14 protein-coding genes are annotated in these 17,372 nt (G+C 71.5%); 10 read left to right on the top strand and 4 right to left on the bottom strand.

Going from position 1 to position 17,372, the window contains the following annotated elements:
• Positions 1-98 precede the first annotated feature (98 nt).
• Positions 99-1,202 carry a glycerophosphoryl diester phosphodiesterase membrane domain-containing protein gene (locus AB4K12_RS30830; RefSeq protein ID WP_368438059.1) on the bottom strand — a complete coding sequence of 368 codons (1,104 nt, stop codon included), beginning with the start codon at positions 1,200-1,202 and terminating at the stop codon, positions 99-101.
• A 142-nt stretch (positions 1,203-1,344) separates the two neighbouring features.
• On the opposite strand from AB4K12_RS30830, the gene mtnA reads away from it, so the two are divergent.
• The 7 genes from mtnA to AB4K12_RS30795 all read left to right on the top strand — a co-directional run bounded on the left by mtnA (position 1,345) and on the right by AB4K12_RS30795 (position 9,913).
• Complete coding sequence (mtnA, locus tag AB4K12_RS30825) at positions 1,345-2,493, top strand: S-methyl-5-thioribose-1-phosphate isomerase (RefSeq protein WP_368438058.1); 1,149 nt, start codon at positions 1,345-1,347, stop codon at positions 2,491-2,493.
• The gene (gene mtrA / locus AB4K12_RS30820) at positions 2,490-3,167 is read left to right on the top strand and encodes a two-component system response regulator MtrA (protein WP_010356958.1); all 678 of its coding nucleotides are present in this window, start codon (positions 2,490-2,492) and stop codon (positions 3,165-3,167) included. Before mtnA ends, mtrA begins: the two co-directional genes overlap by 4 nt.
• 1 nt (position 3,168) lies before the next feature.
• On the top strand, positions 3,169-5,202 hold the full coding sequence (mtrB, locus tag AB4K12_RS30815; protein ID WP_368438054.1) for an MtrAB system histidine kinase MtrB: 2,034 nt from the start codon (positions 3,169-3,171) through the stop codon (positions 5,200-5,202).
• Positions 5,186-7,039 carry an LpqB family beta-propeller domain-containing protein gene (locus AB4K12_RS30810; protein ID WP_368438052.1) on the top strand — a complete coding sequence of 618 codons (1,854 nt, stop codon included), beginning with the start codon at positions 5,186-5,188 and terminating at the stop codon, positions 7,037-7,039. Before mtrB ends, AB4K12_RS30810 begins: the two co-directional genes overlap by 17 nt.
• Before the next feature lie 144 nt (positions 7,040-7,183).
• Complete coding sequence (locus AB4K12_RS30805; protein WP_368438050.1) at positions 7,184-7,909, top strand: ComF family protein; 726 nt, start codon at positions 7,184-7,186, stop codon at positions 7,907-7,909.
• A 337-nt stretch (positions 7,910-8,246) separates the two neighbouring features.
• Positions 8,247-8,936: a ribosome-associated translation inhibitor RaiA gene (gene raiA, locus AB4K12_RS30800; RefSeq protein ID WP_362262460.1), complete on the top strand. Its 690-nt coding sequence runs from the start codon at positions 8,247-8,249 to the stop codon at positions 8,934-8,936.
• 233 nt (positions 8,937-9,169) lie between these two features.
• Positions 9,170-9,913, top strand: a complete 744-nt coding sequence (locus AB4K12_RS30795; protein WP_368438048.1) for a response regulator — start codon at positions 9,170-9,172, stop codon at positions 9,911-9,913.
• Positions 9,914-10,003: 90 nt separating this feature from the next.
• Here the strand turns inward: AB4K12_RS30795 and AB4K12_RS30790 are convergent, their stop codons facing one another.
• Positions 10,004-11,248 (bottom strand): winged helix-turn-helix domain-containing protein, encoded by a 1,245-nt coding sequence (locus AB4K12_RS30790; RefSeq protein ID WP_368438046.1) that lies wholly within the window; start codon positions 11,246-11,248, stop codon positions 10,004-10,006.
• Between the two features lie 14 nt (positions 11,249-11,262).
• Complete coding sequence (locus AB4K12_RS30785) at positions 11,263-11,856, bottom strand: GNAT family N-acetyltransferase (protein WP_368438044.1); 594 nt, start codon at positions 11,854-11,856, stop codon at positions 11,263-11,265.
• Between the two features lie 239 nt (positions 11,857-12,095).
• Between AB4K12_RS30785 and secA the strand changes: the two genes are divergently transcribed.
• A complete protein-coding gene (gene secA, locus AB4K12_RS30780) occupies positions 12,096-14,921 on the top strand; it encodes a preprotein translocase subunit SecA (RefSeq protein WP_368438042.1) in 2,826 nt (941 codons plus the stop codon).
• 107 nt (positions 14,922-15,028) lie between these two features.
• On the opposite strand, the gene AB4K12_RS30775 is transcribed toward secA, so the two are convergent.
• Positions 15,029-15,475, bottom strand: coding sequence for an Rv3235 family protein (locus AB4K12_RS30775; protein ID WP_368438041.1), 447 nt, complete (start codon positions 15,473-15,475; stop codon positions 15,029-15,031).
• A gap of 289 nt (positions 15,476-15,764) precedes the next feature.
• On the opposite strand from AB4K12_RS30775, the gene AB4K12_RS30770 reads away from it, so the two are divergent.
• Both AB4K12_RS30770 and AB4K12_RS30765 read left to right on the top strand, forming a co-directional pair.
• Positions 15,765-16,268 carry a hypothetical protein gene (locus tag AB4K12_RS30770; protein WP_086574223.1) on the top strand — a complete coding sequence of 168 codons (504 nt, stop codon included), beginning with the start codon at positions 15,765-15,767 and terminating at the stop codon, positions 16,266-16,268.
• Between the two features lie 116 nt (positions 16,269-16,384).
• A complete protein-coding gene (locus tag AB4K12_RS30765) occupies positions 16,385-17,050 on the top strand; it encodes an HAD family hydrolase (protein ID WP_368438039.1) in 666 nt (221 codons plus the stop codon).
• Positions 17,051-17,372 lie beyond the last annotated feature (322 nt).

Below are 17,372 nucleotides of genomic sequence, written 5' to 3'. Positions count from 1 at the left end.
CCCCAACTCCCCTCCCCGGGGGGGCGGGGGCCGGGGCGTGTGGGGAAGGTATGTGGGGAAAGCGCTCCGCTTTCCCCACACGACCATCAGGTCAATTACTACTGCTCGCCCTCCGCGTCGGCCCGCGCGAGTTCGATGTCCAAGGACTCGCGACGAATGCGCTGATCCATATACAGAAGAGCCGTCACCCCGGACGTAATGGGCAGGGCGATGGTCGAGGAAATGGTCGCGCTGATGCCGCTGATGATCAAGTAGGACCAGCTCATGGAGCCGCCCTGGAAACCGGCGGAGAGGTTTTCAAGATCAACGCTCGTGAACAGTCCGATGATGGTCGCCGGAACCTGGACCACCGTGCCGATCATGAATACAAGGAGAGTGGCGAGAAGCTGTATTCCGAGGATGCGCCATCCCGAGCCCCGCACCAGTTTCGCCGAGCGTCGCATACTCGCGATGGCGCCCTGCTTTTCGAGTACGAGGGCCGGCGCGGCGAGGCTGTAGCGGACCCAGAGCCAGGCGGCCAGGACGATGGCCGCGATCGCTCCGGCCGCGAGGGCCAGGACCCCCGGACCTTCCGCACCGCTCGCGACGATCAGTCCGCCCGGCAGCAGGCCGGCCGCGAAGACGCCCCCGACCAGCAGGGGCATCAGGCAGAACAGGCCGGCCATGCTCCCCAGGTGGGGGCGGGTGCGAGCCCAGGCCTCGCGAGCCGTGACGGGGCGGCCCAGGACCGCGCGGCTCACGACGAAGGTGAGCATCGCGGCGGCGAAGACCGAGCCCACGAGGCCGACGAGTGCCATGACCGCCGTCCCGCCCAGATCCTTCACGGCGGCGTCGAGCCACTCCCGTACCGGCGTGGTCTCGTCCAGGTCCGTCACGTCGGGCAGGTCGCGGAGCCACAGCCCCGTCACGACCGTGCCCACGGCCTGGGTGGACGCCGCGACGACGAAGGACACACCCAGTGCCGTCCTCCAGTGCCTGCGCGCCGCGCTGAACGCGCCGTCCAGGATCTCGCCGACGCTCAGCGGCCGTAGCGGCACCACACCCGGCTGTGGCGCCTGAGGCTGCTGAAAGCCGCCCCAGCCGCCCCAGCCGCCCCAGCCGCCTCCAGGGCCCCATCCCCCGGGTCCCTGGCCCTGGCCACCGCCGCTGTCGGCGCGGGCCCTGCCCCAGCCGGGCGGAGTGCCGCCCGGAGAGTCGTTCATTTCCATAGCTCCTTCTGAATTCCTTACCGGTCGGCCATCGTGTCACGGGCCCCGGCGGCGCCCCCGGGCTCCTGATCCTCGTAAGAGGGAGCCGGGCGGAGGTGGCCTTCAATAGTTGCTGCGCGCGGGGCAGACTGGACTAATGGCTGATCAGCACGCGGCACCCGCGTCCCGCTCCGGATCGTCCGCCGTCCCCGCGCTGCGCTGGGAGGACCTGCCGGAAGGCCCCGTGATCGTCCTTCTGGACCAGCGGCGGCTTCCCGTCGAGGAGACCGAGCTGATCTGTACCGACGTACCCGCGCTGATCGAGGCGATACGCGGCCTCGCCGTGCGCGGCGCCCCTCTTCTGGGGGTCGCCGGGGCGTACGGGCTCGCGCTGGCGGCCGTACGCGGCTTCGACGTGGAAGAGGCGGCCGAGAGGCTCGCCCACGCGCGTCCCACCGCCGTGAACCTCGCCTACGGCGTGCGTCGCGCCCTCGCGGCCCATCGCCTCGCCCTGCGGTCCGGCGCGGGCCCGGAGAAGGCCGCGGAGGCGGCCCTCGCCGAGGCGCGCGCCCTGCATCGGGAGGACGCCGAGGCGAGCGCGGACATGGCGGCGCACGGGCTCACGCTGCTCCAGGAGCTGCTGCCCGGCGGTGGCTATCGCATCCTCACCCACTGCAACACCGGTGCTTTGGTCTCCGGCGGCGAGGGCACGGCCTTCGCGGTGGCGAAGGCCGCGCACCGGGCCGGTGAGCTGCGGCGGCTGTGGGTGGACGAGACGCGGCCGCTGCTGCAGGGCGCCCGGCTGACCGCGTACGAGGCGGGGCGGGCCGGCATGCCGTACACGCTGCTCACCGACAACGCGGCCGGCTCGCTGTTCTCGGCGGGGGAGGTGGACGCGGTGCTCATCGGCGCGGACCGGATAGCCGCGGACGGCTCGGTGGCCAACAAGGTCGGCAGCTATCCGCTGGCCGTGCTGGCCCGCTATCACCATGTGCCGTTCGTCGTCGTCGCTCCCACCACGACCGTCGACCTCGGTACTCAGGAGGGCGCGGCGATCGAGGTGGAGCAGCGGCCCGGTCACGAGGTGACGGAGTTGCCGACGGCGGCCGACGCGACGGGAACGACGGCTTCTGTCCCCGTCGCTCCGGTGGGTGCGCAGGCCTACAATCCTGCGTTTGATGTCACACCGCCGGAGTTGGTGACCGCGATTGTCACGGAAAACGGCGTTCTCTCACCCGTCACGGAGGCGGGTCTGGCGGAGCTGTGTGACAGGTCACGATCGGGTAATGGGATGATGTCGATATGAAGGGACGCGTCCTTGTCGTCGACGACGACACAGCACTGGCCGAGATGCTCGGAATTGTGCTTCGTGGTGAGGGTTTCGAGCCGTCGTTTGTAGCGGACGGCGACAAGGCTCTCGCTGCTTTTCGAGAGGCCAAACCCGATCTTGTATTGCTCGATCTGATGCTGCCCGGCCGTGACGGCATTGAGGTGTGCAGACTGATCCGGGCCGAGTCCGGGGTGCCGATCGTGATGTTGACGGCGAAGAGCGACACCGTCGATGTGGTGGTCGGGCTGGAGTCCGGCGCGGACGACTACATCGTCAAGCCGTTCAAGCCGAAGGAGCTGGTGGCCCGCATCCGGGCCCGTCTGCGCAGGTCGGAGGAGCCGGCGCCGGAGCAGCTGACCATCGGCGATCTGGTGATCGACGTGGCCGGGCACTCGGTGAAGCGCGACGGGCAGTCGATCGCGCTGACGCCGCTGGAGTTCGACCTGCTGGTGGCGCTGGCCCGTAAGCCGTGGCAGGTGTTCACCCGCGAGGTGCTGCTCGAGCAGGTCTGGGGCTACCGCCACGCCGCCGACACGCGGCTGGTGAACGTGCACGTACAGCGGCTGCGCTCGAAGGTCGAGAAGGACCCCGAGCGGCCGGAGATCGTGGTGACCGTCCGTGGTGTGGGCTACAAGGCGGGGCCGAGCTGACATGCCGGGCAACGGTGCCGCTCCGGAGCGGGACACGGGGCGGCCCGTCGGCACGTCGTCGGGCGGCGGCATATCGTTCTTCCGCCGTCTGTGGCGTGCCGGAAGGCTGCTGTCGGACGGCGCGGGCGCGGGGCCGGTGCATCCGCTGCTGCGTCTGTACGTGCGCTGGGTGCGGCGTCCGCTGCTGCCCGCGATGCGGCTGTGGCGTCGCAACATCCAGCTGCGGGTGGTCGCCACCACGCTGCTGATGTCGCTCGGCGTGGTGCTGCTGCTGGGCATCGTCGTCATCGGGCAGGTGCGCAACGGTCTCCTCGACGCGAAGCGGCACGCCTCGCAGAGCCAGGCCGAGGGTGGTTTCAAGGCGGCGAGGGACGCCGCCGACCCGGGTGCCGAGGGACGCGGCCAGGACGGCTCGCAGTCCGGCGGCCGGGGCAATCCCGACTCCGGTGCGTGGCTGACCGCCCTGGTGCAGCAGCTGGCCAGTGGTGGCCAGGGTGTGTACCACGTGGTGGCGCTCAGCGCCGCGGGCGACGGCAGCGGTTCGTACGTGGGCGTCGGCGGTACGCGCGGCCCGCGGGCTTCGGGGGACATCGACCCCGAGCGCAGCGTGCCGGCGGATCTGCGCCGACAGCTGGACGTGAGTACGGGCACGTTCGAGAAGCCCGGCACGATCAAGCGCAGCGCCTCGGACGAGGGCGAGCCGGCGCTGATCGTCGGCAAGCGGATGTACGACGTCAACGGCGAGCCGTACCAGCTCTACTACCTCTTCCCCTTCACCCAGGAGGAGAAGTCGCTGAGCCTGGTCAAGGGCACGTTGACGACGGCCGGGGTGTTCGTGGTGGTGCTGCTGGGCGCCATCGCGTGGCTGGTGGTGCGGCAAATCGTTACGCCTGTGCGGATGGCCGCGAGCATCTCCGAGCGGCTCGCCGCCGGTGTGCTGCAGGAACGGATGAAGGTCACCGGCGAGGACGACATCGCGCGTCTGGGTGAAGCCTTCAACAAGATGGCCCAGAACCTCCAGGTGAAGATCCAGCAGCTGGAGGAGCTGTCGCGCATGCAGCGCCGCTTCGTCTCGGACGTCTCGCACGAGCTGCGGACGCCGCTGACGACCGTGCGGATGGCCGCGGACGTCATCCACGAGGCGCGCGACGGCTTCGACCCGGTGACCGCGCGGTCGGCGGAGCTGCTCTTCGGGCAGCTCGACCGCTTCGAGTCGCTGCTGGCGGACCTGCTGGAGATCAGCCGGTTCGACGCGGGCGCGGCCGCCCTGGAGGCCGAGCCGATAGACCTGCGCGACGTGGTGAACCGGGTGATCGACGCCGCCCTTCCGCTCGCGGACCGCAAGGGCAGCAGGCTGCTCGTACGCGGTGACGAACAGCCGGTGATCGCCGAGGCGGACGCCCGGCGCCTGGAGCGGATCCTGCGCAATCTCGTGGTCAACGCCGTGGAGCACGGCGAGGGCCGGGACGTGGTGGTGCGGCTGGCCGTGGCCGGCGGCGCCGTGGCGGTCGCGGTGCGCGACTACGGCGTCGGCCTCAAGCCCGGCGAGGCGACGCGGGTGTTCAACCGCTTCTGGCGGGCCGACCCCGCGCGGGCGCGGACGACCGGCGGCACCGGCCTGGGCCTGTCGATCGCGGTCGAGGACGCGCGGCTGCACGGCGGCTGGCTGCAGGCCTGGGGCGAGCCGGGCGGCGGTTCGCAGTTCCGGCTGACCCTGCCGCGCACGGCCGGCGACACGCTGCGCGGATCGCCGATCCCGCTGGAACCGGACGACTCGCGGCGCAACCGCGGGCTGAACGAAGCGGGGGTGCCGCAGGCGCTGCCGGGAAGGCAGGCGCCGGTGCCGGCGCAGACCAGGAACGTACGCCCGACGGCGGATCCGACCGCCCTGCCGGGCAGCGGGGCACGCGTGGTGCCGCGTCCGGGCGGGACGCTCGGCGGGGACAGGAACGAGAAGAACGGTGACCGGGCGGGCCATGGGTCCGGGGGCGGCGGTCGAGGGACGACCGGAGGCGACCGTGACGGTCAGGCGTAGGGTCCGGCGGATCGCCGGCGGCGGACGCGGTCGCCGGGCGGCGGGATTCGGCGTGCCGGTGGTCGTCGGCATGCTGCTGGCCGGCTGTGCCTCGATGCCCGGCAGCGGCGAGGTGAGCCCGGTCGACTCCTCGCAGCGTGCCGACGCCGACGCGCAGGTGCGCGTGTACGGCGTGCCGCCGCACAAGAACGAGCACCCCCAGGAACTGGTGGCGGGCTTCCTCGAGGCGACGACGAGCGACGACCCGGACTACGAGACGGCCCGGATGTACCTGGCGAAGAACGTCAAGCGGCAGTGGGATCCGTCCGCGGCGACCATCGTGCTCGACCGCACGCCGCAGGTGCGCGTCGAGCGCCGCGGGAGCGACCGCGAGCAGTCCTACACCGTCACCCTGACCGGCAAGCAGATCGCGCGGGTGGACGCCAAGCACGCGTACAAGCCGGACGAACGGCAGTTCACGACGACCTTGCACATGGCGCGCGAGGACGGCGAGTGGCGCATCGACACGCTGGACGCCGGGCTGGTGCTGGGGGTCTCGGACTTCCAGCGCATCTACCGGTCGGTCAATAAGTACTACTTCGCCGAGCTGGGCCCGGACGGGGGCGGCGCGGACAGCACCCGGGGCGTGCTCGTCGCGGACCCGGTGTACCTGCGCAAGCGGATAGACCCGGTGACCTCCGGGGTCAAGGCGCTGCTGGACGGGCCCACGAACTGGCTGGACCCGGTCGCCGGGACGGCCTTCCCGACCGGTACGCGCCTGGTCGGGCCGCGGCTGTCCCTGGACGATTCGAACGCCCTGAAGGTGCGGCTGAACGACCGGGCGGCCGGCGCCGACCAGGAGCAGTGCCGGCGCATGGCCGCGCAGCTGCTGTACACCGTTCAGGAGTCGGCCAAGGTCACCGATGTGACGCTGCAGCGCAAGGACGGCTCGCGGCTGTGCACGCTCGGCCGGGAGCAGGCCAAGGAGTACGCGTCGGACCAGACCTCCGGGCGTCCGGACCGGCAGTACTTCGTCGACGGCCAGCACCGGATGGTGAGCCTGGCCGACACCGACCACGAGGCGCGCCGGGTGGCGGGACCGTTCGGTACGGACGGGGCGGCCCAGCTGCGGTCGGTCGCGGTGGACCGCCACCAGCGCCGCGCCGCCGGGGTGTCCGCCAACGGTCAGTCGCTGTTCGTCGCTCCCCTGCAGGGCGGCGCGCCGCTCGGCGAGGCCCGGGTGACCGTGCACAGTGGCGGCACCGCGAGGACGGGGCTGACCGCTCCGAGCTGGGACGGACTGGGCGACCTGTGGTTCGCGGACCAGGACCCGGACCGGCCGCGGCTGCTGCGGCTGGCGGCGGGCACGGGCGCGCCCGAGGAGGTCCAGGTGCCCGGGCTGGACGGCGGGCGGATCAGCGGGGTGCGGGTCGCGGCGGACGGCGTCCGGATCGCACTGTTGGTGACGAAGGGGGACCATACGGTCCTCAAGCTCGGCAGGGTCGAGCGCCGGGGGAGCGTGGGACGGCCGAGCCTGTCGGTGCAGGAGTTGCGTTCCGTGGCCCCGCGACTCGAGGACGTCGTCGCGGTGTCGTGGGCGGGCGCGAGCCGGCTGCTGGTGGCGGGCAGGGAGCAGGGCGGCCCGCAGCAGCTGCAGTACGTCGAGACCGACGGATCCCAGCCGAACGGTTCGGGGCTGCCCGGCATCACCGTGGTGCGCGGCATCGCCGCGTCGGAGACGCCCGGCAAGGCGCAGGCGCTGGTCGCCGAGGGCGACGGCGGCATCTTCCGGCTGCTTCCGGAGTCGAACTGGAAGCTGGTGGGCAAGGAAGGCTCGGCCCCGGTCTATCCGGGGTGACGGCCTGGCCGGCCCGGGGTGAGGGCCTGGCCGGGGTGAGAACGCTCCCTGGCTGAGGCGCCGGCGTTTGTGCTGCTCGGGGCCCGGTTTTCATGGTTTTCCACAGGGGTGGCGGGGCTGCCGCCGCGGCGGGACAGTAGAGGCATGCGCGGATGGTGGCGGGAGATCGCGGGCCTGGTGCTGCCGCCGGTGTGCGCGGGTTGCGGGCGGTCCCGGGTCGTGCTGTGCGAGGAGTGCCGGATACGGCTCTGCGGCGGGCGGGCGCGCCGGGTGCTGCCGGATCCGGTGCCGCCGGGGCTGCCGTCCGTGCAGGCGGCCGCGCCGTACGCGGACGCGGTGCGGCATGTGCTGCTGGCGCACAAGGAGCGTGGAGCGATGGGACTGGCGGAGCCGCTGGGCGCCGCGCTGGCGGGCGCGGTCATGGGGGTGCGACGGTCTGGTGCGGCGAGGGACGTACGGGGCGGGAGTGGCCCTCTGCTGCTCGTACCGGTGCCTTCCACGCGGAGGGCGGTGGCCGGGCGGGGGCATGACGCCGGGCGCCGGATCGCTCTCGCGGCGGCGCGCGGGCTGCGCGGCGCCGGGATACCGGCCCGGGTGGCGGCGGTGCTGCGGCTGCGGCGGCCGGTCGCGGATCAGACGGGGCTGGACGCCCCGCACCGCAGGGCGAATGTGGCGGGGGCAATGGGGGTAACAGAACGAGTGGGACGCCTGTGGCTGCAGGGAAAGCAGGTGATGGTGGTGGACGACCTGATGACGACCGGGGCCTCTCTGGCGGAGGCGACGCGGGCGGTGTCCGCGGCGGGCGGCCGCGTCGTGGGTGCCGCCGTGGTCGCGGCTTCCCCGCGTGCTTTCGAAAACCACCGGAACTGACGGAGAAGGCCCTTCGTTCCTGAGGGAAACGGCGGGAAAACACCTGAATGGAGGTACGTCGCGGTAGGGGGTACCGACGGGCTTCCCGGCGAGATATGTTCGGTTGTGAGGAATGGCAGGAGCTATGCCTCATATCTCCGATTGGCGCGTTTCGTACGCCTTCGATGAAGCTTGAGACAAGCACGAAGGGGCTCGAAGCCAGGGGGTGTAGATCTTGTCGACGGGGGAGGAGGAGGTGGAAACCGCCTAGTCGGTGGCTCCGGAGATCCCCGGAGCCTGTTGCAAGAGGGATGCGCTCCGCAACCTTCGGCGGGGCGATCCGGGAACGGAGTTCTGCGTGGACATCGTCGTCAAGGGCCGCAAGACAGAGGTGCCCGAGCGGTTTCGCAAGCACGTGGCCGAGAAGCTGAAGCTGGACAAGGTCCAGAAGCTGGACGGCAAGGTGATTCGCCTCGACGTGGAGGTGTCCAAGGAGCCCAACCCCAGGCAGGCAGACCGGTCGGACCGGGTGGAGATCACGGTGATCTCCCGTGGACCGGTGATCCGGGCGGAGGCCGCGGCGACGGATCCCTACGCCGCGCTCGATCTGGCAACCAACAAGCTCGAGGCGCGACTGCGCAAGGAGCACGACAAGCGCCACGACCGCCGGGGCAACGGACGCATCCCGGCGAGCAACGTCGCGGCGGCCGTCATCGGCGCCGCGGAACTCAACGACAGCGGTCAGCTGGCTTCGGAGCAGCAGACGGGCGGGGTGCCCGTCACACACATGGGTTCGCTGGAGGTCCAGGGCGAAGGGCCGCTGGTGGTCCGCGAGAAGACCCACTCCGCAGCCCCGATGACGCTCGACCAGGCGCTCTACGAAATGGAGTTGGTCGGCCACGACTTCTATCTGTTCGTCGACTCCGAGTCCAAGCTGCCCAGCGTCGTCTACCGGCGACACGCCTACGACTACGGCGTCATCCGCCTCAACGCCGACCCGCTCTTCGAGGCGGAGCCCGGCGGCTCGGGCGGAGCACTCGGAGGCTGAAGCGCGCGGCCACGGCCGCGATCGGCGGCCGTGGCCCGTGTGAGCCGTTGAACCCGTTGAAGGTGCCCCAGGAGCGCCGGTGCGCCCCCGGGGCACCGCCGTGCGACCGCGAAGAGCACTGCCCGGCGGCCCGGCATGGAATCATGAGGGGCCAACCTCCGGTCCTCCGAAACCGGTTGGGGCGGCGCAGACTGTGCAACCGCGAGGGGCCATGGCCTTCAGGGGGAGGAACGATGGCGGACAGGTTCGGACTCGTGACCGGGCCCGGTGAGGACGACGACGGGGGCGCCCACGCGGACCGGGGGGCCGCCCGGGCGGAGCCGATCCGGGTTCTGGTCGTGGACGACCACGCCCTCTTCCGCCGGGGACTGGAGATCGTCCTCGCGCACGAGGAGGACATCCTGGTCGTGGGGGAGGCCGGGGACGGCGCGGAGGCGGTGGACAAGGCGGCCGACCTGCTGCCCGACATCGTGCTGATGGACGTCCGCATGCCCAAGCGCGGCGGGATCGAGGCCTGCACCTCCATCAAGGAGGTGGCCCCCAGCGCGAAGATCATCATGCTGACGATCAGCGACGAGGAGGCCGACCTCTACGACGCCATCAAGGCCGGGGCGACCGGCTATCTCCTCAAGGAGATCTCCACGGACGAGGTGGCGACGGCCATCCGCGCGGTGGCGGACGGGCAGTCCCAGATCAGCCCCTCGATGGCGTCCAAGCTGCTGACCGAGTTCAAGTCGATGATCCAGCGCACCGACGAGCGACGGCTGGTGCCGGCGCCCCGGCTCACCGACCGCGAGCTGGAGGTGCTCAAGCTCGTGGCGACGGGGATGAACAACCGCGACATCGCCAAGGAGTTGTTCATCAGCGAGAACACCGTCAAGAACCACGTCCGCAACATCCTGGAGAAGCTGCAGCTGCACTCCAGGATGGAGGCCGTGGTCTACGCGATGCGGGAGAAGATCCTCGAGATCCGGTGACCGGTCACCGGAGCCCGGTCACCGGAGCCCGGCGGTCCGTGATTCCGGTGCCCCCGGGCCCGTTCCGTCGGCGGCCCCGGGCCCGTTCCGTCAGCCGAGGGCCGAGACCAGCGCCGCGGCCAGGCGGGCGTCGTCGCAGCGCTCGACGCGCACGGCGTCGCAGCCCACCCACTCCGCGGCCTCCCGCAGCGCCCGGGCCATGGGCTCCACGGCCCGGGGCCCCTCGAGGGAGACCTGCCGGGCCACCAGCGTCCGCCCCTCGCGCGCCGGGTCCACCCGCCCGGCCAGCCGGCCGCCCGTCAGCAGGGGCATCGCGAAGTAGCCGTGCACCCGCTTCGCCTTGGGCACGTACGCCTCCAGCCGGTGCGTGAAGCCGAATATCCGTTCCGTGCGCGGCCGGTCCCAGATCAGGGAGTCGAACGGCGACAGCAGGGTCGTGCGGTGCCGCCCCCGGGCGTCGTCGGCCAGCGCCGCCGGGTCCGCCCAGGCCGGCTTGGACCACCCCGCCACCGCGACCGGGACCAGGCCCGTGCCCTCGATGACCGCGTCCACCTGCTCGCCCTTGAGTCGGTGGTAGTCGGCCAGGTCCGCCCGCGTCGCCACGCCCATCGCCGCGCCGGCCTGCGCGACCAGGCGCCGGGTGCACTCGGCGTCGTCGAGGTCGTCGTGGAAGAGCGCGTCCGGCACCGCGCGCCGGGCCAGGTCGTACACCCGCTTCCAGCCGCGCCGGCGCGTGCACACCACCTCACCGGTGTCGAGCAGCCACTCCACCGCGATCTTGGTCTCGGACCAGTCCCACCACTCGCCGCCGTTGCGCGCGCCGCCCAATTCCGCCGCCGTCAGGGGCCCGTCGGCCTCGAGGCGGGCGCGGACGGCCGCGCACGAGCGCTCGGAGTCCTGCATCACGTGCCAGCGGTGGCCGCGCGCCCGCAGGGCACGGCGCCGGAAGGCGAAGAGCGGCCACTCCTCGACAGGCAGGATGCACGCCGCGTGCGACCAGTACTCGAAGGCGTGGTCACCGGACCAGTACGCCTCCTCGATCGCCTCCCGCCCGACCGCGCCCAGGCGCGCGTACGGCACCAGCTCGTGGGAACGCGCCAGCACCGAGATCGTGTCCAGCTGGACCGCGCCCAGCCGGCGCAGCACTCCGCGCGTCGCCGCGCGCCGGTCGGGCGCGCCGAGCAGGCCCTGGGCGCGCAGCGCCAGCCGCCGGGCCTCGTCGGCGGACAGTTCGGCCTCGGGCCGGGGCGTCGCGGGCGTACGGGCGGTGCTCGTACGGCCGTTGGGGGTGGCGGCGGTCGTCATACCGGTCACCCTAGAGCCGGCCACTGACATCGCCGCCGGGAAGATCAGCCGCGCTCGGGAAAGGGCAGGTAGGGCGTGGGCGACGGCATCCCGAGGTCGGAGGGGAGCAGGGATCCGGTCCAGGCGTCGCGGCGGGTGCCGTTGTGGTGGATCTTCGCGCGCCGGATCCCCTCCATCCGGAAGCCCGCCTTCAGTGCGACGCGGCGCGAGCCCTCGTTCCCGGCCTCCGCGTACCACTCCAGGCGCTCGACGCCGAGGCCCTCGAAGGCCCAGCGGATCACCTCGCGTGCCGCCTCGACGGTGTAGCCGCGGCCGCGGGCCTCCTTGGCGGTCCAGTAGCCGAGCTCCGCCTGCCGCTCGGGGGTGCGCAGCTCGGCGAGCCGGTGCAGGCCCATGGAGCCGACGAGGCAGCCGTCGTCGCGGTCGAAGAGCCCGAAGTTGTACATGGAGTCGTCGCGCCATCCGTTCGGGGACATCTCCTCGACGAAGGCGCGGGCGTCCTGGAGCGAGTAGGGGGAGGGCACGTGGGTGTAGCGCGGAATGTCCGGGTCCTGGCAGGCGGAGTGCACCGCGGGCACGTCGGCGGGGGCGAAGGGGCGCAGCACGAGCCGTTCGGTGGTCAGCTGTATGGGCTCCATGGCCGGAGTGTAGAGACCGGAGTGCGGAGAGGAGCCCGCGGAACGGCGTCCGAATATCGGTGCCCGGCACCTTCCGGGAGCGCCGTTCGTTCTCCCTGCGGGTGACACCCGGCCTGGGTGGCGACGGACCTCCCGGCGCGGCGGGGTCCTCGCTTACGATGGCCGTTGCGGCGGGGACTGTCCCGTCGTGCCCGCGCACCCCACCGTGCCCAGGCCCGACCGGCAAGGAGCCAGCCTACGTGTCCGTCTTCGGCAAGATCATGCGTGCAGGAGAAGGCAAGATCCTGCGCAAGCTGCACCGCATCGCGGACCAGGTCAATTCCATCGAAGAGGACTTCCTCAACCTCTCCGACGCCGAGCTGCGTGGCCTGACCGAGGAGTACAAGCAGCGGTACGCCGACGGTGAGAGCCTGGACGACCTGCTGCCCGAGGCCTTCGCGACCGTCCGCGAGGCCGCCAAGCGCGTCCTCGGTCAGCGTCACTACGACGTGCAGCTCATGGGCGGTGCCGCCCTGCACCTGGGATACGTGGCGGAGATGAAGACCGGTGAGGGCAAGACCCTCGTCGGTACCCTTCCCGCGTACCTGAACGCCCTGTCCGGCAAGGGCGTCCACCTGATCACGGTGAACGACTACCTCGCGGAGCGCGACTCCGAGTTGATGGGCCGGGTGCACAAGTTCCTCGGCCTGTCGGTGGGCTGCATCCTCGCCAACATGACCCCGGCGCAGCGTCGCGAACAATACAACTGCGACATCACGTACGGCACGAACAACGAGTTCGGCTTCGACTACCTGCGCGACAACATGGCCTGGTCGCAGGACGAGCTGGTCCAGCGCGGCCACAACTTCGCGGTCGTCGACGAGGTCGACTCCATCCTGGTCGACGAGGCCCGTACGCCGCTGATCATCTCCGGCCCGGCCGACCAGGCCACCAAGTGGTACGGCGACTTCGCCAAGCTGGTCACCCGGCTGACCAAGGGGGAGCCCGCCAACCCGCAGAAGGGCATCGAGGAGACCGGCGACTACGAGGTCGACGAGAAGAAGCGCACGGTCGCCATCCACGAGGCCGGCGTCGCCAAGGTCGAGGACTGGCTGGGCATCGACAACCTCTACGAGTCGGTCAACACCCCGCTCGTCGGCTATCTGAACAACGCCATCAAGGCGAAGGAACTGTTCAAGAAGGACAAGGACTACGTCGTCATGGACGGCGAAGTCATGATCGTCGACGAGCACACCGGCCGTATCCTCGCCGGCCGCCGCTACAACGAGGGCATGCACCAGGCGATCGAGGCGAAGGAAGGGGTGGACATCAAGGACGAGAACCAGACGCTCGCCACGATCACCCTGCAGAACTTCTTCCGCCTCTACGGCAAGCTGTCCGGCATGACCGGTACGGCCATGACCGAGGCCGCCGAGTTCCACCAGATCTACAAGCTCGGCGTGGTGCCGATCCCGACGAACCGGCCCATGCAGCGCATGGACCAGTCGGACCTGATCTACCGCACCGAGGTCGCGAAGTTCGCCGCCGTCGTCGAGGACATCGCCGAGAAGCACGAGAAGGGCCAGCCGATCCTGGTCGGCACCACCTCGGTCGAGAAGTCCGAGTACCTCTCGCAGCAGCTCGCCAAGCGCGGCATCCCGCACGAGGTGCTCAACGCCAAGCACCACGAGCGCGAGGCGTCGATCGTCGCCCAGGCCGGCCGCAAGGGCGCCGTCACGGTCGCCACCAACATGGCCGGCCGTGGTACCGACATCAAGCTCGGCGGCAACCCCGACGACCTCGCCGAGGCGGAGCTGCGCCAGCGCGGCCTGGACCCGGTCGAGCACGTCGAGGAGTGGGCGGCGGCGCTGCCCGACGCCCTCAAGAAGGCCGAGTCCGCGGTCAAGGAGGAGTTCGAGGAGGTCAAGTCGCTGGGCGGCCTGTACGTCCTGGGCACCGAGCGCCACGAGTCCCGCCGCATCGACAACCAGCTGCGCGGCCGCTCCGGCCGTCAGGGCGACCCCGGCGAGTCCCGCTTCTACCTGTCGCTGGGCGACGACCTGATGCGCCTGTTCAAGGCCCAGATGGTCGAGCGCGTGATGGCCATGGCCAACGTCCCCGACGACGTGCCGATCGAGAACAAGATGGTCACCCGCGCCATCGCCTCCGCCCAGTCCCAGGTCGAGCAGCAGAACTTCGAGACGCGTAAGAACGTCCTGAAGTACGACGAGGTGCTCAACCGCCAGCGCGAGGTCATCTACGGCGAGCGCCGCCGCGTCCTGGAGGGCGAGGACCTGCGGGAGCAGGTCACGCACTTCATGGACGACACCATCGACGACTACATCCGCCAGGAGACCGTCGAGGGCTTCGCGGAGGAGTGGGACCTCGAGCGGCTGTGGAGCGCCTTCAAGCAGCTCTACCCCGTGCGCGTGACCATCGAGGAGCTCGAGGACGCCGCCGGCGACCGCGCGGGCATCACCGCCGAGTTCATCGCCGAGTCCGTCAAGGACGACATCGGCGAGCAGTACGCGGCCCGCGAGGAGCAGCTGGGCTCCGACATCATGCGCGAGCTCGAGCGCCGCGTCGTGCTGTCCGTCCTGGACCGCAAGTGGCGCGAGCACCTCTACGAGATGGACTACCTCCAGGAGGGCATCGGCCTGCGGGCCATGGCCCAGAAGGACCCGCTCGTGGAGTACCAGCGCGAGGGCTTCGACATGTTCACCGCCATGATGGAGGGCATCAAGGAGGAGTCCGTCGGCTACCTGTTCAACCTGGAGGTCCAGGTCGACCAGCAGCTGGAGGAGGTCCCGGTCGACGAGGCCGAGCGGCCGTCGCTGGAGAAGGTCCAGGACACCGTGCCCGCCGCCCGTCCCGAGATCCGCGCGAAGGGCCTCGCCGCCCCGCAGCGGCCCGACCGGCTGCACTTCTCCGCCCCCACCGTGGACGGCGAGGGCGGCGTGGTCGAGGGCGACTTCGCCAACGACGAGCCGGGTGAGTACCGCTCCGAGGCGGACGGCCTGACCCGCGCCGAGCGCCGCAAGGCGCAGCGCAGCGGTGGCGGTGGCGGCCGCCGTCGCAAGAAGTAGTCCGCACAGGCGGGCGCGGAGGGGCGGGACACCACGGGTGTCCCGCCCCTCCGGCGTTCTCCCCCTCCCGCCCGCGGCGGACCGCGTCATGGCCGCGCTGCCGCGTGTCATGGCCGCCGCGCCCCGCCCAGCTCGACGGCCGAGCACCGCCAGCGCAGGTCGGGGCAGTGCTCGAGCCGGAAGGCCAGCGCCTGGAGCCGGTCGCCGGAGGCGATCCGCGCGTACGCCTCGATCACCCCGGGCCGGGGCCTGAACTCGTCGCAGCGGCGTACGACCGGGGTGACGCCGCCCGGCGGCTCGGGGCGCAGGGGCGCGCCGGGCGCCAGCTCGGTCAGCTGGTCGTAGGCCGGGCCGAGGGCGTAGCCGAGCATCCAGTGCACCGGGCGCTGCCCGCTGAGGGTGAGCAGCAGGCGCTCGGCGAACCAGTAGCGGGGGTGCCGCTCGCGTTCGCGGCGGCGGGCGGCGGGCCCGTCGGCCGGGCGCCGGGTGTCCGTACGCCGGGTGTCCGGCCGGCGTGGCGGCGCGTTCCTGAGGCCGCTCTTCGTCCTGTGCATCTCTCGCCCCCGCGGTGCCCGGGCCCGGTGCGTCGTACCGGGCGGTAGGTCGTCGTGGATCTTCTATCGGCGCCTTCGGAGGGGCGGCAAGGACGCGGCGCGGGCAGGGCCGAGGCGGGCGGGGTTCACCTATCCGGGGGAGGCGGGCCGTGTCGCGCGGGCGCGGCCGGGAACCCCGGTGACCGACGGGCCGGACCGTGGGGGGTGACCGGCACTTCGAAGGGGGACTCGCGCCCGTATGCTGGCAGCACTGTTCGTAAGCCCTCAGTCACCCAGGAAAGCGGCGGTCATGCGCGTCTACGTCCCCCTGACCCTCCCCGGCCTCGCCGAGGCGCACAAGGCGGGCGAGCTGGGCCCGGCGCCGCTGGACGCCTACGCCGTCACCCCCGCCCTGCGCGAGTGGTACGTCTCGGAGGACATCGAGGAGCTGGAGTACGCGGCCCTCGGCCGCGCCGCCCAGGGCTCGCTGCGCCGGCTGGCCGCCGACCCGCGGGCCCCGCGCCGCCGGGTGGTCGTCGCCGTGGACGTGCCGGACGGCGCCGTGACCATCGACCCCGAGCGGGGCCTGGACCAGTCGGCGCTCGGCTGGGTGCGGCTGGCCGAGCCGGTGCCGCTGCGGAAGGCGGCGGCCGTGCACGTCGACTCCGACGACGCGGAGGAGGACGTGACCGCCGCTGCCGCCGCCCTGGGCGCGGCGGACCGGGGCGACGACGACGCGCAGTTCACGGTGGACGGCGCCGACGACCACGACCTGATGTGGTTCGGCGTGCAGGAGATCCCGAACCTGATCTGACACCGGTCCGGGGCGTTGTCACAGCCCCCGGGTACCGTCTGGGCATGGGGACGCACAACGTAGAAGACGCTGGAAGCGCTGCAGAGGCCGGGAGCGCCGTGAAGACCGTGAAGCCCGTGAACGGGGACGGGCCGGCGCACCTCGTCTGGGACTGGAACGGCACGCTCTTCCACGACATCGACGCGGTGATATCGGCGAGCAACGCCGCCTTCGCCGAGATCGGCCTGGAGCCCATCACCCTCGCGCGCTACCGCGAGCTGTACTGCGTGCCGATCCCGCGCTTCTACGAGCGGCTGATGGGCCGCCTTCCCACCCCGGCCGAGTGGGACCACATGGACCTGGTCTTCCAGCGGTACTACCGGGACCACCTCATACGTTGCGCGCTCGCGGACGGGGCCGAGTCGCTGCTGCGGAGCTGGCAGGAGGCGGGCGGCACACAGTCGATCATGTCGATGTACGGGCACGACGACCTGCTGCCGCTGGTGCGCGGCTTCGGCATCGAGCGCCGGTTCATCCGAGTGGACGGACGCACGGGCCCGTCCGGCGGCAGCAAGGCGGAGCACATGGCCCGCCACATAGCCGGCCTGGACGGGGTGAGCGCCCGCCGCACGGTGGTCATCGGCGACGCGGTGGACGACGCCGTGGCGGCGGCCCACGTCGGCGCGCACGCCGTGCTGTACACGGGCGGTTCGCACAGTCGCGAGAGTTTGGCGGAGGCCGGCGTCCCGGTTGTGGACAGTCTGGCGGAGGCCGTCGCGGAGGCCGAGCGCCTCGTCGGCTGAGTCGTCGCTGTCCAGAGCGTCAAAGTTCTGGCCCCGGATTTGTACGAAAGCGGCTCGTGACGTTTTCGGGGGGAAGAGCGATAGCCTTACCAGGTGATCAGCGCGATATCCAGCAGGGGCGACGTCGCCTCTGTCCTGCGCCCGGGATGCCACCGCTCCCGGGCCGCCGCTGGTCCCCGGAACCGGGCGCTTCACACGAACTTCATCGAGAACGTCCCGGTCACCCCTCATCCCGGCATAACGTCGAAGACGACCGGAGACTCCGGGTCACGGCGTGAAGCCATCACCACCTATGTCTCGCAACGGCGCGCGACAGGAGCCA

It is taken from the genome of Streptomyces sp. C36, from assembly GCF_040932295.1.
GTDB lineage: Bacteria > Actinomycetota > Actinomycetes > Streptomycetales > Streptomycetaceae > Streptomyces > Streptomyces triculaminicus.
This window is presented reverse-complemented; position numbering and strand designations above follow the sequence as displayed.